The 26970-nt window shown below is 66.2% G+C and carries 19 protein-coding genes; 14 read left to right on the top strand and 5 right to left on the bottom strand.

Annotated features, from left to right (window positions below):
* Positions 1-13: 13 nt before the first annotated feature.
* The 6 genes from adhP (at position 14) to ACH82I_RS05440 (ending at position 5774) form a co-directional block, all read left to right on the top strand.
* Entirely contained in the window at positions 14-1033 is a 1020-nt protein-coding gene (gene adhP / locus ACH82I_RS05465; protein WP_230747240.1) for an alcohol dehydrogenase AdhP, read from the top strand.
* A 362-nt stretch (positions 1034-1395) separates the two neighbouring features.
* Positions 1396-1929, top strand: coding sequence for a 50S ribosomal protein L10 (gene rplJ / locus ACH82I_RS05460; protein WP_230747235.1), 534 nt, complete (start codon positions 1396-1398; stop codon positions 1927-1929).
* A gap of 57 nt (positions 1930-1986) precedes the next feature.
* Positions 1987-2373, top strand: coding sequence for a 50S ribosomal protein L7/L12 (rplL, locus tag ACH82I_RS05455; RefSeq protein WP_230746818.1), 387 nt, complete (start codon positions 1987-1989; stop codon positions 2371-2373).
* A 160-nt stretch (positions 2374-2533) separates the two neighbouring features.
* The gene (locus ACH82I_RS05450) at positions 2534-3790 is read left to right on the top strand and encodes a hypothetical protein (protein WP_413336032.1); all 1257 of its coding nucleotides are present in this window, start codon (positions 2534-2536) and stop codon (positions 3788-3790) included.
* A complete protein-coding gene (locus tag ACH82I_RS05445) occupies positions 3787-4569 on the top strand; it encodes a hypothetical protein (protein ID WP_413336030.1) in 783 nt (260 codons plus the stop codon). The genes ACH82I_RS05450 and ACH82I_RS05445 overlap by 4 nt, the downstream gene beginning before the upstream one ends.
* On the top strand, positions 4566-5774 hold the full coding sequence (locus tag ACH82I_RS05440) for a hypothetical protein (protein ID WP_413336028.1): 1209 nt from the start codon (positions 4566-4568) through the stop codon (positions 5772-5774). The genes ACH82I_RS05445 and ACH82I_RS05440 overlap by 4 nt, the downstream gene beginning before the upstream one ends.
* Here ACH82I_RS05440 and ACH82I_RS05435 read toward each other — a convergent pair.
* Positions 5761-6558: an MBL fold metallo-hydrolase gene (locus tag ACH82I_RS05435; protein WP_413336026.1), complete on the bottom strand. Its 798-nt coding sequence runs from the start codon at positions 6556-6558 to the stop codon at positions 5761-5763. The genes ACH82I_RS05440 and ACH82I_RS05435 overlap by 14 nt on opposite strands.
* A gap of 77 nt (positions 6559-6635) precedes the next feature.
* On the opposite strand from ACH82I_RS05435, the gene ACH82I_RS05430 reads away from it, so the two are divergent.
* From ACH82I_RS05430 to ACH82I_RS05420, 3 genes are all read left to right on the top strand, one after another.
* The gene (locus ACH82I_RS05430; protein WP_413336024.1) at positions 6636-7718 is read left to right on the top strand and encodes a GNAT family N-acetyltransferase; all 1083 of its coding nucleotides are present in this window, start codon (positions 6636-6638) and stop codon (positions 7716-7718) included.
* A gap of 196 nt (positions 7719-7914) precedes the next feature.
* Complete coding sequence (rpoB, locus tag ACH82I_RS05425) at positions 7915-11394, top strand: DNA-directed RNA polymerase subunit beta (protein ID WP_413336022.1); 3480 nt, start codon at positions 7915-7917, stop codon at positions 11392-11394.
* 68 nt (positions 11395-11462) lie between these two features.
* Complete coding sequence (locus tag ACH82I_RS05420) at positions 11463-15335, top strand: DNA-directed RNA polymerase subunit beta' (protein WP_284934718.1); 3873 nt, start codon at positions 11463-11465, stop codon at positions 15333-15335.
* Positions 15336-15426: 91 nt separating this feature from the next.
* On the opposite strand, the gene ACH82I_RS05415 is transcribed toward ACH82I_RS05420, so the two are convergent.
* The gene (locus ACH82I_RS05415) at positions 15427-16452 is read right to left on the bottom strand and encodes an ATP-dependent 6-phosphofructokinase (protein ID WP_413336021.1); all 1026 of its coding nucleotides are present in this window, start codon (positions 16450-16452) and stop codon (positions 15427-15429) included.
* Positions 16449-17135, bottom strand: a complete 687-nt coding sequence (locus tag ACH82I_RS05410; protein ID WP_413336019.1) for a DUF1707 SHOCT-like domain-containing protein — start codon at positions 17133-17135, stop codon at positions 16449-16451. The genes ACH82I_RS05415 and ACH82I_RS05410 overlap by 4 nt, the downstream gene beginning before the upstream one ends.
* Before the next feature lie 108 nt (positions 17136-17243).
* On the opposite strand from ACH82I_RS05410, the gene ACH82I_RS05405 reads away from it, so the two are divergent.
* The 5 genes from ACH82I_RS05405 (at position 17244) to ACH82I_RS05385 (ending at position 23733) form a co-directional block, all read left to right on the top strand.
* Positions 17244-18512, top strand: coding sequence for a glycosyltransferase (locus ACH82I_RS05405; protein ID WP_413336017.1), 1269 nt, complete (start codon positions 17244-17246; stop codon positions 18510-18512).
* Positions 18505-20604 carry an ArnT family glycosyltransferase gene (locus ACH82I_RS05400; RefSeq protein WP_413336015.1) on the top strand — a complete coding sequence of 700 codons (2100 nt, stop codon included), beginning with the start codon at positions 18505-18507 and terminating at the stop codon, positions 20602-20604. The genes ACH82I_RS05405 and ACH82I_RS05400 overlap by 8 nt, the downstream gene beginning before the upstream one ends.
* Positions 20605-20619: 15 nt before the next feature.
* Positions 20620-21348: a response regulator transcription factor gene (locus tag ACH82I_RS05395; RefSeq protein ID WP_413336013.1), complete on the top strand. Its 729-nt coding sequence runs from the start codon at positions 20620-20622 to the stop codon at positions 21346-21348.
* A complete protein-coding gene (locus ACH82I_RS05390; protein ID WP_413336011.1) occupies positions 21345-22859 on the top strand; it encodes a sensor histidine kinase in 1515 nt (504 codons plus the stop codon). Before ACH82I_RS05395 ends, ACH82I_RS05390 begins: the two co-directional genes overlap by 4 nt.
* Before the next feature lie 88 nt (positions 22860-22947).
* Entirely contained in the window at positions 22948-23733 is a 786-nt protein-coding gene (locus tag ACH82I_RS05385; protein WP_413336009.1) for a hypothetical protein, read from the top strand.
* Between the two features lie 173 nt (positions 23734-23906).
* On the opposite strand, the gene katG is transcribed toward ACH82I_RS05385, so the two are convergent.
* Together katG and ACH82I_RS05375 are read right to left on the bottom strand one after the other, a co-directional pair.
* Positions 23907-26114 carry a catalase/peroxidase HPI gene (katG, locus tag ACH82I_RS05380; protein WP_413336007.1) on the bottom strand — a complete coding sequence of 736 codons (2208 nt, stop codon included), beginning with the start codon at positions 26112-26114 and terminating at the stop codon, positions 23907-23909.
* Between the two features lie 94 nt (positions 26115-26208).
* Positions 26209-26685 (bottom strand): Fur family transcriptional regulator, encoded by a 477-nt coding sequence (locus ACH82I_RS05375; protein WP_413336005.1) that lies wholly within the window; start codon positions 26683-26685, stop codon positions 26209-26211.
* Positions 26686-26970 lie beyond the last annotated feature (285 nt).

Genomic DNA, 26970 nt, shown 5'->3' with positions numbered 1-26970 from the left:
AAAGGAGTCAATGATGTCAGGAATGAAAGCAGCGGTCGTCGAGGAATTCGGCAAAGACCTCACAGTCGGTCAGAATGCCATCCCGGAGCCGGGCCCCGGCCAGGCACTCGTCAAACTCATCGCCTCGGGCGTATGCCACACGGACCTCCACGCCGCCCACGGCGACTGGCCGGTCAAACCGAAGGTCCCTCTCATCCCCGGCCACGAAGGTGTGGGGACCGTGGAGAAGGTCGGCCCCGGAGTCACCGACGTCGAGGTCGGGCAGACCATCGGCAACGCTTGGCTGTGGAGCGCCTGCGGAACCTGCGAACACTGCCGACAGGGCTGGGAGACGCTGTGCGAGTCCCAGGTCAACGGCGGTTACGGGATCGACGGCTCCTTCGGCGAATACATGCTCGTGGACACGAAGTTCGCCGCGATCATCCCCGAGGGCGCCGACCCCTATGAGATCGCCCCCGTCCTGTGTGCGGGAGTGACCGTCTACAAAGGCCTCAAGCGCACCGAGGTCAAACCAGGACAGTGGGTCGTCATCTCCGGAATCGGCGGGCTCGGGCACATCGCGGTGCAGTATGCGGTGGCCATGGGCATGCGCGTCATCGCCGTCGATGTCGCCGATGACAAGCTCGCCCTGGCCAAGAAGCACGGCGCGGAGATCACCGTCAACGCCTTCGCCGAGGACCCGGCGGAGATCATCCAGGAGAAGGTCGGCGGCAGCCACGGCGTGCTCGTCACCGCGGTCCACCCCGCGGCCTTCGGCCAGGCGATCGGAATGACCCGCCGAGGCGGCACCATCGTCTTCAACGGTCTGCCCCCGGGCGACTTCCCGGCTCCGATCTTCGACATCGTCCTCAAGGGTCTGACGATCCGCGGGTCGATCGTCGGCACCCGCCAGGACATGGTCGAGGCGCTCGAGTTCTATGCCGCCGGTAAGATCCACCCGACGTTCTCGAAGCGTCCGCTCGAGGACATCAACGGCATCTTCGACGAGATGCTCCACGGCAAGATCGACGGCCGCGTGGTCATCGAATACTGACCCCACTGCTACCTGACGGCGGCCCAGATACCTCGCGCAAGGTATCTGGGCCGCCGTCAGGTAGTTGGGGGAGGGGACGTGACCAGGCTCTCGGTGCGTATTCCGAGGGCGAGTGGACGGGATCGCTGCCGATTGGTTAGACTGAAGACACCCAAGACCGTCGGTCTCTGTGGATCCATCGAAATTCGCCATCGAATCTCGATGCCCGCAGACGAAGACTCGCAAGCGAGTGACCCACGCAGGTGAGCACGAGATACTTCCGGAAGGTTCGCATGAACCGAACGGTGAAGCGTTTCACGCCTTCCTGCGTGGAGCGCTTTTTTGGTGTCGGGGCAGACCGTGCGACTTATGAAAGGAATACCATGGCGAGGCCAGACAAGGCAGCCGCAGTAGAGGAGATCAAACAGCAGTTTGAGAACTCCGATGCTGTGTTGCTGACCGAGTACCGCGGTCTCACCGTTGCGCAGATGAAAGAACTGCGCGTCTCTCTCGGTGAGAACGTCAGCTACGCCGTGGTAAAGAATACGCTGACCAAGATTGCAGCCAAGGAAGCCGGAGTCGCCGGTCTCGATGAGCACCTCAGTGGGCCCACCGCGATCGCGTTCGTCAACGGCGAACCCCCGGAGGCTGCCAAGGTTCTGCGTAACTTTGCCAAGGCGAACTCCCAGCTCGTGGTGAAGGGCGGCTACTTCGATGGAGCAGCCCTGACCGCCGAGCAGGTCAACCAGCTCGCCGACCTCGAATCCCGCGAAGTGCTGCTTGCAAAGGCAGCCGGTGCCATGAAGGCAAGCCTCCACCAGGCTGCCTACCTGTTCACCGCTCCGCTGGTCAAGGCCGCGCGCACTGTCGATGCCCTCCGCGAGAAGCAGGAATCCGCTCCTGCTTCGGACGACTGAGCATCACCCCATCAACCTGGTCACACCGTGTGACCCCCACAGGAAGGACTGGCCACCATGGCTAAGCTCACACCCGAAGAGCTCATCGAAGGCTTCAAAGAGCTCACCCTGATCGAACTCTCCGACTTCGTCAAGAAGTTCGAAGAGGAATTCGACGTCGAGGCTGCCGCTCCGGCCGCCGTCGCCGCCGCTCCCGCTGCCGGTGGCGGAGAAGCCGCTGCCGCTGAAGAGCAGACCGAATTCGACGTCATCCTCGAATCGGCCGGCGAGAAGAAGGTTCCCGTCATCAAGGAAGTTCGTGGGCTCACCTCCCTCGGACTCAAGGAAGCCAAGGACCTCGTCGACGGAGCCCCCAAGGCCGTCCTCGAAGGCGCTTCCAAGGAAGATGCCGAGAAGGCCAAGGAAACCCTCGAGGCTGCCGGCGCGACCGTCACCCTCAAGTGATTCCACAGGCAGCGGTCTGACTGCTGCCTGATCCCGAAGAACCCCACAGTGGACCACTGTGGGGTTCTTCGCGTTCGGGTCCTGCGCCGTAAGTGTGAGTGTTGCAGAACCGGAACCGAAGGCGTCGGCGGGATCAGCGCCGACGCAATATCCTTGAACAGTGACCGAGAAGACCACCGGGGCCTCCGCGCTCGAGACGCTGCGATCGCGCATCCGCGACGCCTGGGCCGATGGCCCGCTCTACATCGATGAGATCGTCGCTCCCGGACTCACCGAGAACCAGAAGAGTGCGATCGAATCGGCCTCCGCGCAGACCGCGAAGTCGGGCCTGCCCCATTACATCGCCATCGTCTCCGAGGTCCCGCCCCGAGCCGCCGAAGACTGGGCACGGTTCACCTCGGATCTGGCCTACCGCGTGCACGAAGACGGAGATGCCGAACAGACGCTCATCCTGTTCTCGCAGGCCGTAGGAGGAGCGAACGCCCAGGCCTACCTCGTCGACGGCAACGGCCCAGCGATCCCACGGTCGTCCACGGCGCTGGCCCGCTCGGCCAGCGGCGACTTCCTCCCGGTCGAACTGGCTGTGCCCTACCAGCTGGCCATCCTCGTCGCGGCAGCACAGGGTGAGGAACCGCCCTCCCCGCCCGATTTCGACACCCGTGATGCGGGAGATCGCAACGAGGACTACATCTCCGCGACGGGGCTGAACATCGGCAACCCTGACGGACTCGTCTTCGGCGCCGCCGCCCTCGCAGCCCTCGGACTGAGCGCCTGGCTGCTGCGACGCCGGGAACAGTACTCCTGGCGGACGAGCCTGACGACCGAGCCCGAACTCGTCCGCAGTCGATCCCTGAAGGACCGTGTGGAGAAGGCCCTCGAACCGCTGCCCGAACCCACAGACGCGAACGAGGAGAGGTGGAGTCTCTACGACCGGGGACGGCGAATCCAAGAGGCGCTCACCGCCCTCATCGACACCCATCCCGATTGGGCCGAGAGCCCCGACTTCACCCACCGCCACGGAGTCAATGCGCTCGTGGTCACCGATCGTTGGGTGCGCTCATGCCTGCGCTCACGCTCCTCGTCCACGGCTCAGGCACCACGCTTCTGCTTCCTCTTCCCCCACCACACGAAGGGCATCGAAGAGTTCGTCCTCCGCCAGCAGGGAACGAACCTCACCGTCGACCTGTGTGCGAACTGCCGGGGTGCGGTCGACGAAGGACACGAACCGGCACGGCTGATGGTGCCCAAACGGCCGGGCTCGCGCCGCCCGGTGCCCTACTACCTCCGCGACGATGCCTATGCGCATTCGGGCTTCGGCAGCTTCCAACCGCTCGAGGACGCGCTGCTGGCATCCCTGGGCTCCGCGAACTCTCTGGCGGGCTCCTCCAACGCCCTGGCATCGGGAGGTCCGCGATGACCAGATGGTGGAGATGGGCGCTGGCAGTCTTCGTCTTCGCCGCGGTGACCCTCGGGGCGACGATGTTCAGCGTCTCGAAGTTCGACGAGGCCAGGTCGGTGCGGATCGCCGCCGGGGACAGCGATGAGATCTCCGTCGACTCGATCTACGACGATCGCATCGACGGTCAGTACGACCCCGACTACGACCCGGCACGCTACCGCGCGATCGCTGCCTCCTTCGCGGCCGACCCGATCCACATCGACGGCTACCAGGCCTTCGACATCGACGACGCCGACCTCGCCGCCATCCGAGACGAGACCCGCGACCTCGAGGTGCCGATCTACGTCGCGTTCCTGTCCACCTCGAATCTCGACGATGCCGACGGCGAGGCCGATCTGCTCGCCGCCCGCATCGCCGCGGAACTGCCCGATGACCGGGCCACGGTCCTCGTGATCGGCAACAGCACCGAGGCGGTCGGGGACAAAGGCGCCGTCCGTCGCCTCGAGGAACGCCCGGAGACCGATATCGACGACAGTGCCTCGGCTCAGGCCCTCACCTACGTCCGCGCGCTCGAAGGCGCAGAGGTCGAGGACCCCGCGGACAGCTATTCGCGCACGCTCGACCGGGACGGCGAACCGATCGTCGTCAACGAGGAACGTGAAGACGATCCCCGGGCCCTGAGCTATCCGGCCGGCAGCGCGGTCGCCGGCGCGATCTTCGGCATCCTCGTCGGAGGCGGACTGGGCACCGGCGGAATCTTCGCCTGGCGGGCATGGACGAGGAAGAGACAGACATGAGCATCGATGCACAGCAGGTCGCCGAGGCGCTGCACACCGACCCGTTCTACGTCGAGGAGTCCCTCGCGGGCACCCTCAACCCCGGCCTGCTGGAGAAGGCCGAGGCGAAGACGGGGGACATCGACTTCGCCGTCTACGTCATCGCCGTGGATGAGCAGACTGTCGACCGGGACCTCCTCGAGCAGATCAAGGTCTTCCACGGGGGAGAGGGCGCCTTCATCATGATCAACGGCCAGTCAGATCTAGCCGTCGACGAGCATTTCGAGGACCAGCACGAGCTGCACATGCAGGTGATGCACCAGCTCACCGTCGCCCGACAGGACTGGAACGTCTCGACCCCGTCGACGACGAAGCTGAATACGCTCCTCGACCTCTATGCGGACCCGCAGGAGCGCACCGAGGACGAGGCGGTCACCGGGCAGCAGGCTCCCGGCAGCGAGGTGCAGACGGTCGACGGTTCGGGATCGTTCTCGAGCCTGTTCCTCGGCGGTGCCGTGCTCGTGCTCGCCCTCGTCATCGCCGGGATCTGGCTCGCTCGGGCCGGGCGTTCGCGGGCGGCGGCGAGGCGCACGCAGCAGCAGTTCCGTCTTCCCTCCCGGATGCTCGAGAGGGTCGATTCCCTGCAGCGGAGGTCCCTGCGGGAGACCATCAGCTCCGAGACCCTCGAACTGGCCGAAGAGATCGAGGCGCTGCAGACCAGCAGCCTTGAGCCCGCCGATGCCGAGAGGGTCGAGCGCGGACTCGACGCCTATCAGGCGGCCCGGGCCATCGTCGACGACGAGGACTCCGAGCGCATCGACCTGGCCGGAGCGATGGTGCTCCTGCGCCAGGCAGGACGGGAGATCGCCGAGGTGAAGCTCCATCGCTCCGGCCAGCGCGGTTCCCGTGCGGCCCGGGCCGAGGCGAAGCGCGCCGGAGGCGCCCCGCAGAGCCTGTGCACGATCAACCCGCTGCACGGCGAAGCACAGACGAGCGCGCGAGTTAGCTCGGCCGCGACAGGATCTTCCGAGGGCAGAAGCGTGCGCGTACCGGTCTGCTCGACCTGCCTGGACGATCTCGACGCAGGACGGGAACCGCAGTGGATCTACGACGGCGACCGCCGCTATGCGGAGGTGCCCGGCATCTGGTCGCATACGCTCTTCGGCGCCATCGGCGGCGACCTCGTGACCGAGCTGCACCGCCAGCGCGGCATCACACCACCCTGATCTCCCGGGGAACCCGACGATCATGCTCACCGGGCAGGGCACGGGAGGGCAGGGCCACCTCGGCGTCGGACTGCTTCTCCCGCAGACCTTCGACATCGGCGAGCTGACGCTCGACGAAGCTGCGGTCGACGGGATGTCCGTGCCCGGGGACGAAGATCTCCGCCTCCGGGAAGTCGAGCAGCGCGCGCAGGCTGCTCGCCCACTCGCTCAGCGATGCGTCGGCCCCGGCCTGTGGGGGAGCGCCCTCTTCGACGAGATCGCCGGCGAAGACGATGCCGGCCTGGGGGAGTCGGACGATGAGGTCGGCCGTCGAATGTCCGCCGAGGACATGGAACTCCACCGGGCAATCCCCGAGGTCGAGGGTGCCGTGCCCGTCGGGCGAACCGTCGACGGGGGAGACGGCGACGACGAGCTCCATCGGATCGAGGGGCAGCTGCCCGAGGTAGTCGTCGGATTCCTCACCGCTGCGCACCGCATCGAGCGCGATCCAGGCGGTGGCCTCCTGATCGGCGGCGAAGGAGGCGGAGGCGTGCACGGTCTCGGCCCCGGCCCGCACGAGTTCCGCGGTGCCGAAGAAATGATCCCAATGGTCGTGGGTGATGACCACGTCCACAGGCTGCGACCGCCCGTTGGATCCCTCTCCCAACTCCACCGCACGGTCCATGAGAGTCCGCGCGGCGAGAGGGCCGGGGCCGGAGTCGACGAGCAGGCTGCGCTGCCCGCCGGTGATGATGCCGCAGTTGACGCCGGCGGGATCGAAGCTGAGTACATGTACGCTGACCATCCTCGAAGTCTAGAATGTCTGCCAGAGGCTGTCGCGTGAGGACGGTCACCACGCACACGACGAGGACGGTCCTGACAATGGAGATCACCCGGATCCGGGCGGGAGAGCTGAGCGAGCAGGCCGTGGACGGCATCCTCGCCGAGGTGCTCGACTTCGACACGCTCATCAACCGCGGTTCCGGACTCGGGGAGGATTTCGATCCGCTGCCCGCCGAAGTCCGCCGCCAGCTGTCCTCGGTCAACGACTATCTCACTCATACGACCTGGATCGGTCGCCTCGGCGGGATGATCGTGGCCAAAGGCCTCGCCTATCTGCCGCTGAGCGACAACATCGATGTCGCCGATCTGTGGTGCGCCGTCCATCCCGCCTATCGGCGGCAGGGGCTCGGTTCCCGGCTGCTGCAGGTGATGGAGGAGGAGATGCGAGCCGCCGGACGGACGCGGCTGTCGAGCTACTGCGAACTGCCGCCGACGGTCCGCGATGCCGCGCCGCAGGGCGCGCACATCGCGGCGGGGTCCGGGTTCGGCAGCCTGCCCAGCGCCCAACCAGATGTCGCCTTCCTGGCCGGCCGCGGATACTCGTTCCGACAGCTCGAACGCTGCTCGGTGGCGAGGGTCGGCGGCGAGGCCACGGGAGACGGGCCGGCCGGGGCGGACGAAGACCCAGCGGATCGCGAGGACGGCTATGTGATCGAGACCTGGCAGGGTCCGACGCCGGAGCACCGGCTCGAGCAGATCGCCGTCCTCCATCAGAAGATGTCGACGGACACTCCAGGTGCCGCCGAATTCGGCGACGAGGAGAAATGGGATGCGGCCCGGGTCCGGGTCCTCGACGCGGAACGGGCCGAGAAGCGCGAGATCGTGTCCACCGCACTCGCGCTCAGAGGAGAGGAGGCCGCGGGTTTCACCGAGGTCGCACACTTCGCGGATCGGCCCGAGATCGGCTGGCAGGGATCGACCCTGGTGGCTCGAGAACATCGCGGGCACGGTCTCGGTGCGCGGCTCAAGATCGCCAATCACGCGCGCCTCGGCGCCGATTCGAGTGTGGAGCGCGTGTACACCTGGAACGCGGTGGAGAACACGTGGATGCTCGCGATCAACGATGCCGCGGGATTCGCCACCTGGGCGTGGGTCGGCCTGTGGAAGAAGAATCTTGCATGACTTGACCGGATGCTATAAGCTTGATATTTGCGTTACTCTGCCTGTGGCGTGCCTTCATATAGCGGGGGGCAAGCCAATTCCACTCAAGTGAACCACGTTGTCGCCGAGTGTCGAAACCCGACACACCCACGGCTGGGAATGTGATGGCGAGTGGGCAGTCAACGTATCAAATGGTGAAGCACTCGGAAGGATCCCATTGGCCGCCGCCAACGACAACACCAGGACCGCTAACCCCCCACAGAGAATCTCCTTCGCGAAGATTCGCGAACCCCTCGAGGTTCCCGATCTGCTCGGTCTCCAGACCGACAGCTTCGACTGGCTCATCGGATCGGAAGCGTGGCAGGACCGCGTCGCCGAAGCCATCGAGGTCGGAGACGACTCTGTCGCCACCACCTCGGGACTCGAGGACATCTTCGAAGAGATCTCACCGATCGAAGACTTCGGTGGATCCATGTCGCTGTCGTTCCGGGAGCACCGGTTCGAGGCTCCCAAGTACTCGATCGACGAGTGCAAGGAACGCGATATGACCTACTCGGCGCCGCTCTACGTGACCGCCGAGTTCATGAACAACAACACCGGCGAGATCAAGAGCCAGACGGTGTTCATGGGTGACTTCCCGCTGATGACGGACAAGGGCACGTTCATCGTCAACGGCACCGAGCGCGTCGTCGTCTCCCAGCTGGTCCGGTCGCCCGGCGCCTACTTCGAATCCAGTGTCGACAAGACCACGGATAAGGACATCTTCACTGCGAAGATCATCCCCTCCCGCGGTGCCTGGCTGGAGTTCGAGGTCGACAAGCGCGACCAGGTCGGGGTCCGCCTCGACCGCAAGCGCAAGCAGTCCGTGACCGTCCTGCTCAAGGCCCTCGGCTGGACCGAATCGAAGATCCTCGAGGAGTTCGGCGAGTTCGAGTCGATCCGCGAGACCATGGCCAAGGACACGGTCAACACGCAGGACGAAGCGCTGCTCGACATCTACAAGAAGCTGCGCCCCGCCGAGCCCGCGGCCGCCGAGGCGGCCCGCAACCTGCTCAACAACCTCTACTTCAACCCCAAGCGCTATGACCTGGCGAAGGTCGGCCGCTACAAGGTCAACCGCAAGCTGGGCGTCGACGCTCCGCTCTCGGACTCGGTGCTCGCCACCGACGACATCGTCGCGACCATCCGCTACCTCGTGTCCCTGCACGCAGGTGTGGACACCTCGAAGGGTGTGCGTGACGGCGAGGACATCGAGCTCAGCGTCAAGCTCGATGACATCGATCACTTCGGCAACCGCCGCATCCGTGCGGTCGGCGAGCTCATCGAGAACCAGGTCCGCACCGGTCTGTCCCGCATGGAGCGCGTCGTGCGTGAGCGCATGACGACCCAGGACGTCGAGGCGATCACCCCGCAGACCCTGATCAACATCCGCCCCGTGGTGGCGGCGATCAAGGAGTTCTTCGGCACCTCGCAGCTCTCGCAGTTCATGGATCAGAACAACCCGCTCGCGGGTCTGACCCACAAGCGTCGCCTCTCCGCTCTGGGACCGGGCGGTCTCTCCCGTGACCGTGCCGCCATGGAAGTCCGCGACGTCCACCCCTCGCACTACGGACGCATGTGCCCGATCGAGACCCCTGAGGGTCCGAACATCGGTCTCATCGGTTCGCTGGCCTCGTATGCGCGGATCAACCCGTTCGGCTTCATCGAGACGCCCTACCGCAAGGTCGTCGACGGTGTCGTCACCGACGACACCCAGTACCTCACCGCCGATGACGAGCTCGAGTTCAACATCGCGCAGGCCAACGCGCCGCTGACCGAAGAGCAGCGCTTCGCCGAGGTCGAGGTCCTCGCCCGTCCGAAGGGCGGCGGCGGCGAAGCCGAGCTGGTCCAGTACGACTCGATCGACTTCATGGACGTCTCCGCACGTCAGATGGTCTCGGTCGCCTCGGCGCTGATTCCGTTCCTCGAGCACGACGACGCCAACCGCGCCCTGATGGGTGCGAACATGCAGCGTCAGGCTGTGCCGCTGGTGATGTCCGAAGCTCCGGTCGTGGGCACCGGCATGGAATACCGTGCCGCCGTCGACGCCGGTGACGTCATCGTCGCCGAGAAGCCCGGTGTCATCACCGAGGTCTCGGCCGACTTCGTCACCGTCCTCGCCGACGACGGAACCCAGCAGACCTACCGGGCTGCGAAGTTCAAGCGTTCGAACCACGGCACCTCCTACAACCAGCGCATCCTCGTCGACGAAGGCGATCGCGTGGAGGTCGGTGCGGTTCTCGCCGACGGCCCCTCGACCGAGAACGGCGAGATGGCTCTGGGCAAGAACCTCCTCGTGGCGTTCATGTCCTGGGAAGGCTACAACTTCGAGGATGCGATCATCCTCTCCCAGCGACTCGTCCAGGACGACGTCCTGTCCTCGATCCACATCGAGGAGCACGAGGTCGATGCTCGCGACACCAAGCTCGGTGCCGAGGAGATCACTCGGGACATTCCGAACATCTCGCCCGACGCCCTGGCCGACCTCGACGATCGCGGCATCATCCGCATCGGCGCCGAGGTCACCGATGGCGACATCCTCGTCGGCAAGGTCACCCCGAAGGGTGAGACCGAGCTGACTCCGGAGGAGCGCCTGCTGCGGGCGATCTTCGGTGAGAAGTCCCGTGAGGTCCGCGACACCTCGCTGCGCGTGCCCCACGGCGAGATCGGCACCGTCATCGGCGTCCGCGTCTTCGACCGTGAGGAGGACGACGAGCTCTCGCCCGGCGTCAACCAGATGGTCCGCGTCTACGTGGCCCAGCGCCGCAAGATCACCATCGGCGACAAGATGGCCGGCCGTCACGGCAACAAGGGCGTCATCTCGACGATCCTGCCGGTCGAGGACATGCCGTTCCTCGCCGACGGAACCCCTGTCGACGTCATCCTCAACCCGCACGGTGTTCCCCGTCGTATGAACATCGGTCAGGTCTTCGAGATCCACCTCGGGTGGATTTCGAAGCAGGGCTGGAAGATCGAAGGCAGCCCCGAATGGGCCGCCGAGCTGCCCGACGCCGCCCGCGAGGCCGGTGCCGGCACCAACCTCGCGACCCCGGTCTTCGACGGTGCGCACGAGCAGGAGCTGCGCGGACTGCTGGATTCGACCACCCCGAACCGCGATGGGGATCGTCTCATCGACTCCTCGGGCAAGGCCCAGCTGTTCGACGGTCGCTCCGGTGAGCCGTTCCCGTACCCGATCTCGGTCGGCTACATGTACATGCTCAAGCTCCACCACCTCGTCGACGACAAGATCCACGCGCGTTCGACCGGACCGTACTCGATGATCACCCAGCAGCCGCTCGGTGGTAAGGCGCAGTTCGGCGGTCAGCGCTTCGGTGAGATGGAAGTCTGGGCCCTCGAGGCCTACGGCGCTGCGTACACGCTGCAGGAGCTGCTGACGATCAAGTCCGATGACATTCCGGGCCGTGTCAAGGTCTACGAAGCCATCGTCAAGGGCGAGAACCTGCCCGATCCGGGAATCCCCGAATCGTTCAAGGTCCTCATCAAGGAGATGCAGTCCCTGTGCCTCAACGTCGAAGTTCTGTCTTCGGACGGCGACGAGGTCAACATGCGTGACTCGGAGGACGAAGTCTACCGAGCAGCTGAAGAGCTCGGCATCGACCTCTCCCGCCGCGAAGCCCAGACCGTAGAAGAAGTCTGAGGACTTCCACTTCAACCGACACAACTTTGCGATGAACGAGGTGTTCATCGCCAGGAAAGAGGATTTACGTGCCTGACGTCAATTTCTTTGATGAACTGCGCATCGGTCTTGCCACCGCGGAAGCCATCCGCGGTTGGTCACACGGTGAGGTGAAAAAGCCTGAGACCATCAACTACCGCACCCTGAAGCCGGAGAAGGACGGACTCTTCTGCGAGAAGATCTTCGGACCCACCCGGGACTGGGAGTGCGCCTGCGGCAAGTACAAGCGAGTCCGCTTCAAGGGCATCATCTGCGAACGCTGCGGCGTCGAGGTGACCCGGGCCAAGGTGCGCCGTGAGCGCATGGGCCACATCGAGCTCGCCGCTCCCGTCACCCACATCTGGTACTTCAAGGGCGTTCCCTCGCGCTTGGGCTACCTGCTGGATCTGGCTCCGAAGGACCTCGAGAAGGTCATCTACTTCGCCGCCTACATGATCACCTCGGTCGACGAGGACTCCCGGCACCGGGATCTGCCCAGCCTGCAGAACAAGATCGATGTCGAGAAGCAGCAGATCGGCACCCGCCGGGACGCCGACATCGACCGCCGAGCCAAGAAGCTCGAAGAGGATCTCGCAGCCCTCGAGGCCGACGGCGGCACCGCCCAGGCCAAGAAGAAGCTGCGCGACGTCGCCGAGAAGGAGATGGACAAGCTCCGCAAGAACGCCGACCGTGAGGTCGACCGTCTCGAGCAGGTGTGGGACCGCTTCAAGAACCTCAAGGTCAACGACCTCGAGGGCGATGAGAGCCTGTACCGCGAGATGTTCCACCGCTTCGGCCTCTACTTCACCGGAGCGATGGGCGCCGAGGCGATCCAGAAGCGTCTGCTCGACTTCGACCTCGATGCCGAATCCGAGAAGCTGCGCGAGCTGATCAACACCGGCAAGGGACAGCGCAAGACCCGCGCGCTCAAGCGCCTCAAGGTCGTCAACGCGTTCCTGACCACGGACAACAATCCCGAGGGCATGGTCCTCGACGTCGTTCCCGTGATTCCGCCGGAGCTGCGCCCGATGGTCCAGCTCGACGGAGGCCGCTTCGCGACCTCGGATCTCAACGACCTCTACCGTCGTGTGATCAACCGCAACAACCGCCTCAAGCGTCTGCTCGACCTCGGTGCTCCCGAGATCATCGTCAACAACGAGAAGCGGATGCTCCAGGAAGCCGTCGACTCGCTGTTCGACAACGGCCGCCGCGGTCGCCCCGTCACCGGACCGGGCAACCGTCCGCTGAAGTCGCTGTCCGACATGCTCAAGGGCAAGCAGGGCCGGTTCCGTCAGAACCTGCTCGGCAAGCGCGTGGACTACTCGGGCCGTTCGGTCATCGTCGTCGGCCCGCAGCTGAGCCTGCACCAGTGCGGTCTGCCCAAGACCATGGCACTCGAGCTGTTCAAGCCCTTCGTGATGAAGCGCCTGGTCGATCTCAACCATGCGCAGAACATCAAGTCGGCCAAGCGAATGGTCGAGCGTCAGCACCCGCAGGTGTGGGACGTCCTCGAAGAGGTCATCACCGAACACCCGGTGCTGCTCAACCGTGCGCCGACCCTGCACCGTCTGGGCATCCAGGCCTTCGAGCCGCAGCTCATCGAGGGCAAGGCCATCCAGCTCCACCCGCTCGTCTGCTCGGCGTTCAACGCCGACTTCGACGGCGACCAGATGGCCGTGCACCTGCCGCTGAGTCCTGAGGCGCAGGCCGAGGCCCGCATCCTCATGCTCTCGGCGAACAACATCCTCAAGCCCTCGGACGGCAAGCCCGTGACCATGCCCTCACAGGACATGATCATCGGCCTCTACCACCTCACCTCCGAGCGCAAGGGCCTGGCCGGCGAGGGACGTTCCTTCTCCGGCATGGGCGAGGCCGTCATGGCCTTCGATCGCGGTGAGCTGGACCTCGGTTCGGTCATCACGATCCGCCTGGAGAACGTTGTTCCCGGCTCCGACATCGAGGTGCCCGAGGGCTGGCAGGCCGGCGATCCGCTCGACGTGCAGACCACCCTCGGTCGCGCCGAGTTCAACGAGTACCTGCCCGCCGACTACACCTTCATCAACTCCACGATCGACAAGAAGGCGCTGAGCCGGATCGTCAACCACCTCGCGGAGGAGTACCCGAAGGTCGAAGTTGCCCACACGTTGGACAACTTCAAGGCCGGCGGCTTCCACTGGGCCACTCGCTCGGGAATCACCGTGGCGATGTCCGATGTCGTCTCGCCCGAGGCGAAGACGGAGATCCTCGCCGAGGCGGAGACCATCGACACCAAGGTCCAGCAGCAGTACGAACTCGGTGCCCTGACCGATGACGAGCGCCGCAACGAGCTCGTCAAGCTGTGGACCGAGACGACCGAGAAGGTCGACCAGGTGATGCGGACGAACTTCCCTGCGGAGAACTCAGTGCTCCGCCTCGTCGAGTCCGGTGCCTCCGGTAACTGGATGCAGGTCCGTCAGCTGGCCGGTATGCGCGGTCTGGTGACGAACCCGAAGGGTGAGATCATCCCGCGTCCGATCGTCTCGAACTACCGTGAGGGCCTCGCGGTGCTCGAGTACTTCATCGCCTCGCACGGTGCTCGTAAGGGACTGGCCGATACGGCTCTGCGAACCGCTGACTCCGGTTACCTGACCCGTCGTCTCGTCGATGTGTCCCAGGACGTCATCATCCGCACCGCCGACGCCGACACCAACAAGGGCATCACCCTGCCGGCGGCCGAACGCGACCACGAGGGCAACCTGGTTCCGCACGAATATGCGGAGACCAGCCTCTACGGTCGTCTCACGGTCTCCGACGTCACCGATGCCGATGGCAATGTCATCGTCCCGGCGAAGACCGACGTCACCGCCGCGACGATCGACACGCTGGTCGCCGCCGGCATCGAGGACCTCAAGGTCCACTCGGTGCTCACCGCGGATTCCGATACTCAGATCTCGGCCATGCACTACGGCCGTTCGATGGCGACCGGAAAGCTCGTCGACATCGGCGAGGCCATCGGCACCGTCGCTGCCCAGTCGATCGGTGAGCCGGGAACCCAGCTGACGATGCGTACCTTCCACACCGGTGGTGCGGCGGCGTCCTCGGGTGACATCACCCAGGGTCTGCCGCGTGTGACCGAGCTCTTCGAGGCTCGCACACCGAAGGGCTTCGCTCCCATCGCCGAGGCGACCGGTCGGGCCAAGATCGACGACAGCCGCAAGACCCGCTTCGTCATCATCACCCCCGATGACGGCAGCGAAGAGATCGAGCACGCAGTCTCCAAGCGTGCCCGACTCATGGTCGAGGACGGGCAGCACATCAAGGCCGGCGAGCAGCTGGTCGTCGGTGCTGTCGATCCGAAGCAGGTGCTGCGCATCCGCGGTCGTCGTGAGGCCGAGCGCTTCCTCGTCGAGGAGGTCCAGAAGGTCTACCGTTCGCAGGGTGTGGGCATCCACGACAAGCACATCGAGGTCATCGTGCGGCAGATGCTGCGTCGCGTGACCGTGATCGAGTCGGGCGACACGAACCTGCTGCCCGGCGAGCTCGTGGACCGTGGCCGCTACCAGGCCGAGAACCGTCGTGTGGTCGCCGAAGGCGGCCAGCCGGCATCGGCTCGTGACGAGCTGATGGGCATCACGAAGGCTTCGCTGGCGACCGAGTCGTGGCTGTCCGCCGCGTCCTTCCAGGAGACCACCCGCGTCCTCACCGAGGCCGCGATGGAAGGCAAGTCGGATACGCTCATGGGTCTGAAGGAGAACGTCATCCTCGGTAAGCTCATCCCTGCCGGCACCGGCCTGCAGACACACCGCAACATCGTGGTGGAGCCGACCGAAGAGGCCAAGGCCGAGATGTTCACCAACAGCTACGGCGACTTCTACGCGGGCATCGGCGCCGATTCCGGCTCCGCGATCCCGCTGGAGGACTACGACTACGGCGCGTTCAGCTGAGGCTGAGCCGCTGAGCCGCTAGGCAGACAAGAGGGGCACCCGCCATCAGGTGGGTGCCCCTCTTGTCATTCACCGGTTCACATCCGGGGCCTCAGCCGAAGAGGACCTGCGCCTCTTCCCACCGGTCCAACGGCACGGATTTGAGGCTGTCCACTGCCGAGGCCATCTCCACGGCGACGATCTCCGTGCCCTTGAGGCTGGCCATCTTCCCCCACTGTCCCGCCTCGGCGAGGTCGGCGGCGGCCATCCCCAACCGGGTCGAGAGCACGCGGTCGTAGGCGGTGGGGGAGCCGCCTCGCTGCAGGTGGCCGAGTATCGTGGCCCGCGATTCGATGCCGGTGATCTCCTCGATCTTCGGTGCCAGGAGGTTCGCGATTCCGCCGAGGCGGGTCCGGCCCTTGTTGTCGACACCGGCGTCGGCGATCTGCTCGTCGAGTCCTTCGGGGATGAACCCCTCGGCGACGACGACGATGGGTGCACGGCCGCGATCCCGGGCAGAGGTCACCCACTGCTCGATCTGGTCGAAGCTGACGGGGAACTCCGGCATGAGGATCGCGTGGGCGCCCGCGGCCATACCCGAGTGCAGGGCGATCCAGCCGACGTTGCGGCCCATCACTTCGATGACCATGCAGCGGTGGTGGGACTCCGCCGTGGTGCGCAGACGGTCGATCGCCTCGGTGGCGATGGACTGGGCGGTGTCGAAGCCGAAGGTGTAGTCGGTGTTGCCGAGGTCGTTGTCGATGGTCTTCGGGACCCCGATGATGTTCAGGCCCTCCTCGTCGACGAGTCGGGAGGCTCCGGCGAGGGTGCCCTCCCCGCCGATGGCGATGATGGCATCCATGCCGTGCTCGGCCATCACCGTGCGCATCCGCTCCGGCCCGCCGTCTTCGTAGGGATGCGTCCGGGAGGTGCCGAGGATCGTGCCGCCGCGCCCGGAGAGGCCGCGGACGTCGAGCATCGACATCTCGAACATGTCGTCGGTGAGCAGTCCGCGCCAGCCGTCGCGGATGCCGACGAATTCGTTGTGATGTGATCGGATGCCCTTGCGGACTATTCCGCGGATGACCGCATTGAGTCCGGGGCAGTCGCCGCCGGAGGTGAGTACGCCTATCTTCATTCCAGTTGTCCCTGATCCTTCGCTCGGTATCCCTTGGCCAGATGCACATCGTGACCGGCCATGAGGGACACGCCCTTGAGGACGAGAGTCCCGTTCGAACCGTCGCCCTTCGCCGATTGGCGGATCTCGTTGCCGGCCATGATGTTCACGGTGTCGTCGCGGACGCGCACACCGGGCGGCACATAGATGTCGTGGCCGCCCCACATGGAGTACGAGGTCACCGACACCGTCACCCCGGGGCCCATGACTTCGCAGAGGTCGATGTTGTCCCCGCCCATGAGAGCGTAGGTTGTCACCTCGGCGGTCCCTGCGGGCACGTCGACCTCGCGTCCGGACATGATGGCCACGGAGTTGACGGGTGCCGCGGATCCCGGATCGGCTCGCGGGGCCAGGGGAGAGGGCCCGGAACGCTGGACCAGCGAGGCACCGGCCGTGGTCCCACCCCCGGTCTGGCGCTGCAGATCACGGTAGAGCTCATGACCTTCGGGCAGGTCGAGGATGAGGGGCAGGAGTTCGTCGAGGTATTTCGCGGAGATCGCCTCGTCCTGACGTTCGGCGGTCTCCTCCGGATCGAGTCGACCATTGCTCACGGCTTCGGTGATCACCGCCAGGACGGCGTCCCGGTCCTTGTCGGAGGCGCGGATGCGTGGTGTCGCAGGCTGCTCGGAGTCGTCGTGTGGCATGGTGCCCAGTGTAGCGGGAACCACACTCGGGCCTGCCGGACACAGTCCACAGGCTGGCCACAGCTTCGACCCATGCCCGGCCTAAGCGCTGACGGGAATGTGGAGTCCATGAGACACGAGAACATCGCCTGGCAGGAGCCCGAGGCGCAGACAGCATCCACGGCCACCCGTCCGCCCACGACCGTCGACCTCGTCGTTCCGGTCTACAACGAGGAGGCCGGCCTCGCCGCCTCCGTCGAGACCCTGCTCGCCGCGGACAGCGGACGCACCACCGAGGTCACGGTCATCATCGCCGACAATGCGAGCACCGATTCGACTCCCGAGATCGGGGCGAGGCTGGCAGCGACACATCCGAACGTCGAGTACGTCCGACTCGAGGAGAAGGGCCGCGGACGCGCGCTCTCCCAGGTGTGGCGGGCCTCGAACGCCGAGGTGGTCGCCTATACGGATGTGGACCTGGCCACGGACATCAGGGTCCTCGACCCGATGGTCGAGGTCATCCGTTCGGGCCTGGCCGATGTCGCGATCGCCTCCCGGCTGCTGCCCGGGCTGGAGGTCAGCCGCGGGGTCAAACGCGAGATCATCTCCCGCTGCTACAACCGGCTGCTCAAGTTCAGCCTCGGCGTCGGATTCAGCGACGCCCAGTGCGGGTTCAAGGCGCTCTCTGCGAGAGCGGCGCAGGAGCTGCTGCCCGAGGTCGAGGACGAGGAATGGTTCTTCGACACCGAGCTGCTCGCCCGTGCCGAATGGGCCGGTTACCGGATCCACGAGTTCGGCACCGACTGGACAGACGATCCCGACTCCTCCGTCGACGTCGTCGCCACGGCGTGGAAGGACATCAAGGGGATCGTGCGGCTGCGCAGCAGCGGCCGGTCCTGGGACGGGCACGAGGTGCCGGCCCCGAACACCGGAGCCCAGATCCTCCATTTCATCGACGTCGGAATCATCAGCACTCTCCTCTACGCGGTGCTGTTCCTGTTCGGCATCCAAGTGGTCTCCCCGGCTGTGGCCAACATCGGTGCCCTGCTCATCTCGACGGTGATGAATACGGGCCTCAACCGCAGCCACACCTTCGGCGTGCGTTCACCGCACCGCCGTTTCGTCTCCCAGCTCAAGGGGTTCGCCGCCTTCGGCCTGTGCCTCGCCTTCACCTCTGCGGGTCTGGCCGTCTCTGCCGGTTTCACCGGCGAGTGGGCGAGCATCGCCACGCTCGCCGTACTCACGGCGGCGAACCTCGCGGCCACCATCGTCCGCTTCGTCCTGATGCGCACCTGGGTGTTCGCTCGCGCTCCTCGCCATGCGGGGACACGCAGCGTCGGCTCCGCACAGACCACACAGACCATTCAGACCACACAGGAGGAGACGCAGCATGTCTGAGACTCGCAGCGAAACACACACCACCGGATGGCGACGGCACTGGTACCCGGTCGCACTGGCCGTGCTCACGCTCGGCACCGTGGCAGCCTTCCTCGTCAACCTCAGCGCGAACGGCTGGGCGAACTCGTTCTACGCCGCGGCCGTCCAGGCAGGATCGGAGAACTGGGAGGCGTTCCTCTTCGGCTCCCTCGACTCCGCGAACGCGATCACCGTCGACAAACCCCCGGCCGCCCTGTGGCTGATGGCACTGAGCGCCCGCGTCTTCGGGTTCTCCTCGTTCTCGATGCTGCTGCCCGAGGTGCTTCTCGCCGGAATCTCCGTGCTTCTCATCGCCCACTCGACGCGGCTGGCACTGCGCGGACACCTCGGCGCCGGACTCGAGCGGGCCGCTGCCCTGGGTGCAGCCGGGATCTTCGCCCTCTCTCCCGTCGTGGCACTGATGTTCCGCTTCAACAACCCGGACGCGCTGCTCGTGACCCTCATGGTCGGAGCCGTCGTGGCCACCCAGCACGCCCTGCGCACCGCTGCCGGAAGGCATGACCGGGCACTGCGCATCGGCGGATGGCTGCTCCTCGCCGGAGTGTGCCTGGGCCTGGGCTTCCTGACCAAGCAGTTCCAGGTCCTCCTCATCGTGCCCGGCCTCGCCGCCGCCTGGGTGCTCTTCGCCCGCACCTCGTGGATCAGGCGTCTGCTGTGGCTGCTCGTGCCGATCGGTTCGATGGTCGTCAGCGCCGGATGGTGGATCGCGCTCGTCGAGCTCACGCCCGCAGACAGCCGCCCCTACGTCGGCGGCTCCCAGACGAACTCATTCCTCGAACTCACCTTCGGCTACAACGGCTTCGGCCGGCTGACCGGCAACGAGACCGGTTCCGTCGGCGGCGGTGGCGGCGGTCAGGGAGGCGGCTGGGGCGAAACAGGAATCACCCGCCTGTTCACCGGCAGCTTCGGCCAGCAGATCTCCTGGTTCCTGCCCACCGCACTCGTTCTCCTCGTCGTCACGATCGTCCTCCTCATCCTCGCCGAGGTGGCCCGTCGTCGCGGCGGCACCGCGGTGACGAAACGGGTCACCGACGGGGTGACCGGCGGCGTGGCCGACAGGGCGACAGACGGCAACGGCAGGAGCGGCAGCCTCGGCGCGGCCGTGCTCATGTGGGGCGCTTGGCTCGTCGTCACCTGGCTGGTGCTCTCGAATATGAACGGAATCGTCCACGAGTACTACACTGTGGCTCTCGTTCCGGCGATCGCCGTGGTCATCGGCATCGGCGTGGCCGTGCTGCTGAGCCGACCCGGCTATGTGCGGCGACTGCTTCTCGCGGTGGCCTGGGCGCTGACCGGTGCCTGGCAGTTCATCATCAGCTCGGAGATGTCCGGGATCCCCGAGTGGCTGCGGTGGGGCGTGCTCATCGTGTCCGTCCTCGGCAGCCTGTGCCTCATCGTCACCGCGCACCGGCGACCCACCCGCCCGCTCGCCTCGGTGCTCGTGGCCGTCGCCATCCTCGGCAGCGCAGCGATCCCGGCGCAGCTGTCCGTGCGGACGATCGTCGGCACCACCCAGGGATCCATCGTCACCATCGCCGGCACGAGCTCGGGAATGGGCGGAGGTCCCGGTGGCGGAGGCGGCATGCCCGGCGGCGGGGGAGCCCCCGGCGGGGGGAGCACGACCGCCGGGGACGGCACCGAACGCGCCGCGGGCGGACCCGGCGGCGGTGGGGGAGGCGGCATGGGCGGTCTGCTCAACGGCTCCGAGCCCTCGGACGAACTCACCGAACTGCTCTCCGCGGACGCCTCCGACTTCACCTGGGTCGCGGCGGCGACCGGGGCGAATCAGGCCGCCGGCTACCAGCTCGCGCTCGAGGAGCCCGTGATGGCCATCGGCGGGTTCAACGGCACCGATCCCTCACCGACCCTCGAGGAGTTCAAGCAGCTCGTCGCCGAGGGGCAGATCCACTACTACATCGGATCGGGATCCGGCGGCGGACCCGGCGGTTCGTATTCCGATTCCTCCTCCTCGCAGATTGCGGCCTGGGTCGCGGCGAATTTCGAGGCGACGACCGTCGATGATGTTGCGCTCTACGATCTCAGCGCCGGTTGAGGGGATAATCGTTCTATGAATCCGACTGCGAAGGGCCTCGACACGAGCTCGCCACGCGTGCTCATCGTCGATGACGAAGCGAATCTCTCGGAACTCCTCGTCATGGCCTGTCATGTCAGAGGCTGGGAGGCGACAGGAGTCGGCACCGGCCGAGAAGCCGTGGCCTTGGCCCGCAGCGAGCACTTCGACGCCATCGTCCTCGATGTCATGCTGCCCGACCTCGACGGGTTCGCGGTCATCGAGAAGATCCGCGGAGAGGGCATCGACACTCCGGTGGTCTTCCTCTCGGCCCGTGACGAGGTCGACGACCGGCTCACGGGCCTCCGTCTCGGCGGGGACGACTATGTGACGAAGCCCTTCAACCTCGACGAGGTGATCGCCCGGATCGAGGCCAGGCTGCGCCGCAGCGCCCCGAGCGTCCCGGCCGACGAGGACGATGTGCTGCGCGTGGGTGATCTCGAACTCGACGAACGATCCCATGAGGTCACCCGCGTCGGGCACCCGATCGAGCTGACGGCCCGCGAATACGAGGTGCTGCTGCTGTTCATGCGCAATCCGCGGGTGGTGCTCTCGAAGGCGCAGATCCTCGACCGGGTGTGGGACTACGACTTCGGCGGCAACGGCAACATCGTCGAACTCTATGTGTCCTATCTGCGGAAGAAGATCGACGCCCCGTTCGCCGAGCTGCCGAACCTCTTCCACACCAAGCGCGGGGCCGGCTACATCCTGCGGGCGGATCAGTGAGCCGGGGATTCTCCGTGCGCAGGCTGCGGCTGCAGACTCGGCTGATCATCATCGCCGGTCTCGTGCTCCTCCTCGTCGGGGCCGGGATCGGAGCCGCCTCGTGGCTGAGCGTGCGGACCTCGCTGATGTCCGACCTCGACGCCCAGCTCTCAAGCATGACCCAGCATGCCCGCTCCGACGGCGGGCCGAACCAGGGTCCCGGCGGCTCTGATTCGCAGTCACCGGTCGACGAAGCCCTGCGCTACCTGTTCCAGCCCGGAGTCGGGGACGGCGCCCTCGTCGTCGTCGATGCCGGCGACGGTGGTGAGGGGCTGATCGCCGAGGCGGGGCAGTCCCGGCCGCAGGTCCTCCCCGCCGAGGCCGTGTCGACGCTGCTGGAGAAGGGCACCCGGTCCGCGGCCGGGGGACACCGCTCCGTCGACGTCCCCGGTTTCGGCTCCTATCGTGTCGTGGCCTTCGACGATGACGGGACGACGACCGTCTACGGAGTCCCGCAGGGCAATGTCGACTCCGCGCTCGAGCGCACCGCGTGGACGACGGTCTTCGTCGTCATCATCGGCGTGCTCACCACTGCGGCGCTGATGGCGATCATCATCCATCGGCAGCTGCGCGATCTCCGAGACGTCGCCCGCACCGCGCGCGAGGTCGCCGATCTCGAGCTGAGCGCCGGCAGACCAGAACTCGCGCTGCGGGTGCCGAGCGAGCTCGCCGTGCCGGGCACGGAGGTCGGCGACGTCGGAGCCTCCGTCAACCGGATGCTCGACCACGTCGGGTCCGCCCTCGAGGAGCGCTATCGGGGCACGGAGCAGATGCGTCGCTTCGTCGCCGACGCCTCGCACGAGTTGCGCACCCCGATCGCGACGATCCGCGGCTGGGCCGATCTCACCCGGCCCTACCGTGAGGACCTGCCCGCCGAGGTGACCACCTCCCTGTCGAAGATCGATGCGGGGGCGATGCGGATGTCGGCTCTGGTCGATGATCTGCTGCTCCTGGCACGGCTCGAGGCCGGACGTCAGCCGACGAAGCAGGACACCGTGGACGTGTCCTCCCTGCTGCTAGAGCTCGTCGAGGACGCCCACGTCGTCCACCCCGACCATTCGATCGTCCTCGACCTCCCGCCCGAGGCCCTCGAAGCGCGGGGTGCTGTCGATCAGGTTCGGCAGGCCGCGTCGATCGTGATCACCAATGCCTGCGTGCACACACCCCCGGGAACCCGGGTCCACGTCGAAGCCCTGGCTGCGCACAAGCCCATCTCCGGGCAGATGCCCGGGGACATCGTGGCGATACGCATCAGCGACAACGGGCCGGGAATCCCCGAGGAGATCCGTGACAGGGTCTTCGATCGCTTCGTCCGCGGCGACGCTTCACGGACTCGGGCCGGGGTGCAGGGAGGCTCCTCCGGTTTGGGCCTGGCGATCGCGGCCGGTCTCGTCGACCTCATGCACGGCAGCATCACGATGTCGAGCTCCGACGATGGAACGGTCTTCGAGCTGCGACTCCGCGCGGCCTGAAGATCCCACAGCCAGGGCACAGGCTCGGCTGGGACTGGCTACAGCGCCGTGGCCGAGAGTGGAATCACTGACCAACAGAGGAGATTCCATGACCGAGAACCAGAACTCGAACCCGAGCCAGAACCCCAACCAGGCGCCGACTCCGAACCCGAGCCAGAACCCCAACCAGGGCCAGAACCCCAACCAGGGCCAGAACCCCAACCAGGGGCAGAACCCGAGCCTGGGCCGGAACCCCAACCAGGTGGCGTCTCCGGGCCCTGCTTCCAACCAGGGCCCGGCCATTGCCTACCCGCCGACGGCGGCGACCCCGGAGAGCGGGAAGAAGAAGCGGCGCGTGCCGCTCGTTCCGGCGATTCTCGCCGGTTCGGCCCTGTTCGTCGTCGGCGGACTCGCTGGGGGCGCGATCGGCGCCTCTGCCGTCCTGGCCTCATCCGACTCCGGCTCAAGCCAGGGACCGGGCGGACAGAACGGCCCCGGAGGAATGGGCGGCCCCGGCGGCCAGCAGGGCGGGACCCAGAACGGGGGTGGTGCCCAGCAGGGCGGCGGAACGCAGAACGGCGGAGGCATGCCCGGCGGCCAGTCGAACGGCAGCCAGGCGAACGGAGGCCAGTCGAACGGCGGAACGACGTCGGGCGGCTCCCAGGACGGCAGCAGCTCCGACGGAAGCAGCACCGACGGTAGCAGCACCGACGGTAGCAGCACCGACGGCGGCAGCCAGGACGGTTCGTCATCGACAGGCGACTCGTTCGACGGCTCGGATGCCACCGGTGACACCACCTCGGCGACGAGCGACGACACTGACATCGAGAACGCCGCCGAGACTCACTTCGGTCAGATCCTCACCGGGTTCGCCGTCCTCAATCGAGACGAATAGCGCCGAGCCCGGCCGAGCCTAGCTGAGCCGAGCCCGTCCGAGCCCGACCCAGCCGAGCCGAGCCGGACAACAGCGCCGACGACAAACATGCAGAGACAACGATGCCCCCACCGAAAACGGTGGGGGCATCGTCATGCGCTCACGCCGGTCACCTCAGTGACCGTGTCCGTGACTCAGCGGTGGAGATCGAAGCGGTCCGCCTCGACGACCTTGGACCAGACCTTGACGAAGTCCGCGAGGAACTTCTCGTGGGCATCGTCGGAGGCGTAGACCTCGGCGAGGGCCCGCAGCTCGGAATTCGCACCGAAGAGCAGATCGACCCGGCTGCCCGTCCACAGCTTCTCACCCTCGGGAGAGTAGCACTCGTAGACGTTGGCGGTCTCGGAGGGGCCGATCGGCTTCCACACATTGCCGAGTTCGAGCAGGTTGACGAAGAAGTCGTTCGTCAGCTCACCCGGACGCTGCGTGAACACGCCGAGCTCGGAATCCTCGTAGTTCGCTCCGAGGACCCGGAGGCCGCCGATGAGCACGGTCAGCTCCGGAGGGGTGAGGCCTAGCAGGCTGGCCTGATCGAGCAGCAGGTACTCGGCCTTGAGCGGCAGACCCTCCGTAAGGTAGTTGCGGAACCCGTCGTGGGTCGGCTCGAGGTAGCCGAAGGAATCGACGTCGGTCTGCTCCTGGCTGGCATCTCCGCGGCCGGTGGAGACCGGCACGGTGATCTCGTGGCCGGCGGCAGCGGCAGCGGTTTCGATGCCTACGGCACCGGCGATCGCCACGACATCGGCGAAGGAGGCGCCGGTCTGCTCGGCGATGCCTTCGAGAACCGGGATCACCTCGGCGAGCTTGGCAGGCTCATTGGCCTCCCAGCTGCGCTGCGGCTCGAGGCGGAGGCGTCCGCCGTTGATTCCGCCGCGCATATCGGAGACGCGGTGCGAGGAGGCGGCGGCCCAGGTCGTCGAGACGAGCTGGGACACACTCAGACCGGACTCGCGCACGGCTGCCTTGACGGCCTCGAGCTGTCCCTTGTCGAGCTGAGTGCCGGCCGGAACCGGATCCTGCCAGATGAGCTCCTCACTCGGCGCCTCGGGACCGAGGTAGCGGGTAGCCGGTCCCATGTCGCGGTGGGTGAGCTTGAACCAGGCGCGGGCGAAGGCGTCTTCGAAGGCCTTCTGATCGTCCTTGAACCGACGCGAGATCTTCTCGTAGGCCGGATCGAAGCGCAGCGACAGGTCGGTGGTGAGCATGCGCGGCTCACGGCGTCCGTCACCCTGGGCCATCGGGACCATGTCGTCCCCGCCGCCGTCCTTGGGACGCCACTGCAGGTGACCGCCCTCGTTCTCGAAGACCTCCCACTCGTAGGCGAAGAGGATGTGGAAGAACTCGTTGTCCCAGCGGGTCGGGTGGTAGGTCCAGGTGACCTCGATTCCCGAGCCGATGGAGTCATTGCCCTGGCCGCTGCCGAAGTCGGACTTCCAGCCCAGGCCCTGCTCCTCCAGGGGAGCGGCCTCGGGGTCAGCAGCCTTGTGGGACTCGGGTCCAGCGCCGTGGGTCTTGCCGAAGGTGTGGCCGCCGGCGATGAGGGCGACGGTCTCCTCGTCGTTCATCGCCATCCGTCCGAAGGTGTCGCGGATGTCGTGCGCGGCGGCGACGGGATCGGGCTCGCCCTCCGGGCCTTCGGGGTTGACGTAGATGAGACCCATCGTGGTCGCGGCCAGAGGCTTCTGCAGTTCGCGGTTGCCCGCGTAGCGCTTGTCGGTGCCCAGCCATTCGGACTCCGAGCCCCAGTACACGTCGTTGTCGGGCTCCCACACGTCCGTGCGGCCACCGGCGAAGCCGAAGGTCTTGAACCCCATCGATTCCAGGGCGACATTGCCGGCGAGGATGAAGAGGTCGGCCCAGGAGATCTTCTGTCCGTACTTCTTCTTGATCGGCCAGAGCAGGCGCCGGGCCTTGTCGAGCGAGACGTTGTCCGGCCACGAGTTCAGCGGGGCGAAGCGCTGCTGGCCCTCACCGCCGCCGCCACGGCCGTCCTGCACGCGGTAGGTGCCGGCCGAGTGCCAGGCCATGCGGATCATGAAAGGACCGTAGTGACCGAAGTCGGCGGACCACCATGCCTCATTGGACTTCTGCAGCTCTTCGATGTCGGCCTTGAGCTGGTAGTAGTCGAGGCTGTTGAACTCGGCCTCGTAGTCGAAGCCCGGGTCCATCGGATTGCGGGCCGGCTGTCCCTTGGCCAGGATCTTGAGATTGAGGCGGTTGGGCCACCATTGCGAGTTCGCATCGCCCTGGAAGGGGGTGACGAGATTCTCGTTGTCCGGCTCCTGTTCCGGTGCCGAGCTCGTGTGTGCGACGGGGCAGCCGCCGGTGGTCGTTTGGGTCATCGTGTTCCTTTCGCGGTCGAGTCCGCTGCGGACTCGTTGGGAGACAGATCGGAGAGAGGACTGGACTGGGGGCTCGGCCGGGGTCTGACCCGACTCAGACGGCAGGGGACAAGTCGGAATCCGTCGGCCCAGACTCCGATCCCGCACACTCGGGGCACAGGCCCCAGAACGTGATCTCGGCCTGTTCGACGATGAATCCCGAGTCGTGTGAAGGTGTCAGGCACGGGGCCTGACCGATCGTGCAGTCGACATCGACAATGAGATTGCACGAACGGCACACGAGGTGGTGGTGGTTGTCCCCGATCCGTCTTTCGTAGCGGGCGACGGACCCGGACGGCTGGATGCACCGCACGAGTCCAACCTCGGTGAGCGTGTGAAGCGAGTCGTAGACGGCCTGGTGAGAAACCGAGGGCAGTCGTTCGCGCACAGAATTGATGACGGTCTCGGTGTCCGCGTGCGGATGATCCCACACGGCATCGAGGACCGCTGACCTCTGCTTCGTCACGCGCAGAGAGCTGCTCCGCAAGGCTGCGGAGGAGTCCTGCCCGTGATCTTGAGTCGTCTCGCTCACAGCAACAGAATGCCGTCTACATTTGAATGAGTCAAGGAAGGCCTGCCTTTCCCTGCGCCGAGGCGGGGCGTGGTCCCCTTCGCGCGCGGAGTCACAGCCCGGAGCCGCAGGGGCCGGTTTTGACCTGATGTGCACGGGCGCGATATTCTGTAATGCGACTGATTGTGTTAACTGCACCGTCGAATGATCCTACCGAGCGTTCTGTGAGGCTCGGACCCTCAGTGAGAATTCTTCGGAGCAGGCCGCCGATCCTCGTTTCTGTGAGTCCGTGTCCTTGCGACACAC

Source organism: Brevibacterium sp. GP-SGM9, assembly GCF_047300845.1.
Taxonomy (GTDB): domain Bacteria; phylum Actinomycetota; class Actinomycetes; order Actinomycetales; family Brevibacteriaceae; genus Brevibacterium.
The sequence above is the reverse complement of the archived record's forward strand: the minus strand, read 5'-3'. Positions and strand labels throughout refer to the sequence as shown.

Excerpts from the sequence above, each read along its gene's own strand:
- adhP (WP_230747240.1), top strand. The coding sequence starts at position 14 with ATGTCAGGAATGAAAGCAGCGGTCGTCGAGGAATTCGGCAAAGACCTC.
- rplJ (WP_230747235.1), top strand. The coding sequence starts at position 1,396 with ATGGCGAGGCCAGACAAGGCAGCCGCAGTAGAGGAGATCAAACAGCAG.
- rplL (WP_230746818.1), top strand. The coding sequence starts at position 1,987 with ATGGCTAAGCTCACACCCGAAGAGCTCATCGAAGGCTTCAAAGAGCTC.
- ACH82I_RS05445 (WP_413336030.1), top strand. The coding sequence starts at position 3,787 with ATGACCAGATGGTGGAGATGGGCGCTGGCAGTCTTCGTCTTCGCCGCG.
- ACH82I_RS05440 (WP_413336028.1), top strand. The coding sequence starts at position 4,566 with ATGAGCATCGATGCACAGCAGGTCGCCGAGGCGCTGCACACCGACCCG.
- ACH82I_RS05435 (WP_413336026.1), bottom strand. The coding sequence starts at position 6,558 with ATGGTCAGCGTACATGTACTCAGCTTCGATCCCGCCGGCGTCAACTGC.
- ACH82I_RS05430 (WP_413336024.1), top strand. The coding sequence starts at position 6,636 with ATGGAGATCACCCGGATCCGGGCGGGAGAGCTGAGCGAGCAGGCCGTG.
- ACH82I_RS05415 (WP_413336021.1), bottom strand. The coding sequence starts at position 16,452 with ATGAAGATAGGCGTACTCACCTCCGGCGGCGACTGCCCCGGACTCAAT.
- ACH82I_RS05410 (WP_413336019.1), bottom strand. The coding sequence starts at position 17,135 with ATGCCACACGACGACTCCGAGCAGCCTGCGACACCACGCATCCGCGCC.
- ACH82I_RS05405 (WP_413336017.1), top strand. The coding sequence starts at position 17,244 with ATGAGACACGAGAACATCGCCTGGCAGGAGCCCGAGGCGCAGACAGCA.
- ACH82I_RS05400 (WP_413336015.1), top strand. The coding sequence starts at position 18,505 with ATGTCTGAGACTCGCAGCGAAACACACACCACCGGATGGCGACGGCAC.
- ACH82I_RS05395 (WP_413336013.1), top strand. The coding sequence starts at position 20,620 with ATGAATCCGACTGCGAAGGGCCTCGACACGAGCTCGCCACGCGTGCTC.
- ACH82I_RS05385 (WP_413336009.1), top strand. The coding sequence starts at position 22,948 with ATGACCGAGAACCAGAACTCGAACCCGAGCCAGAACCCCAACCAGGCG.
- katG (WP_413336007.1), bottom strand. The coding sequence starts at position 26,114 with ATGACCCAAACGACCACCGGCGGCTGCCCCGTCGCACACACGAGCTCG.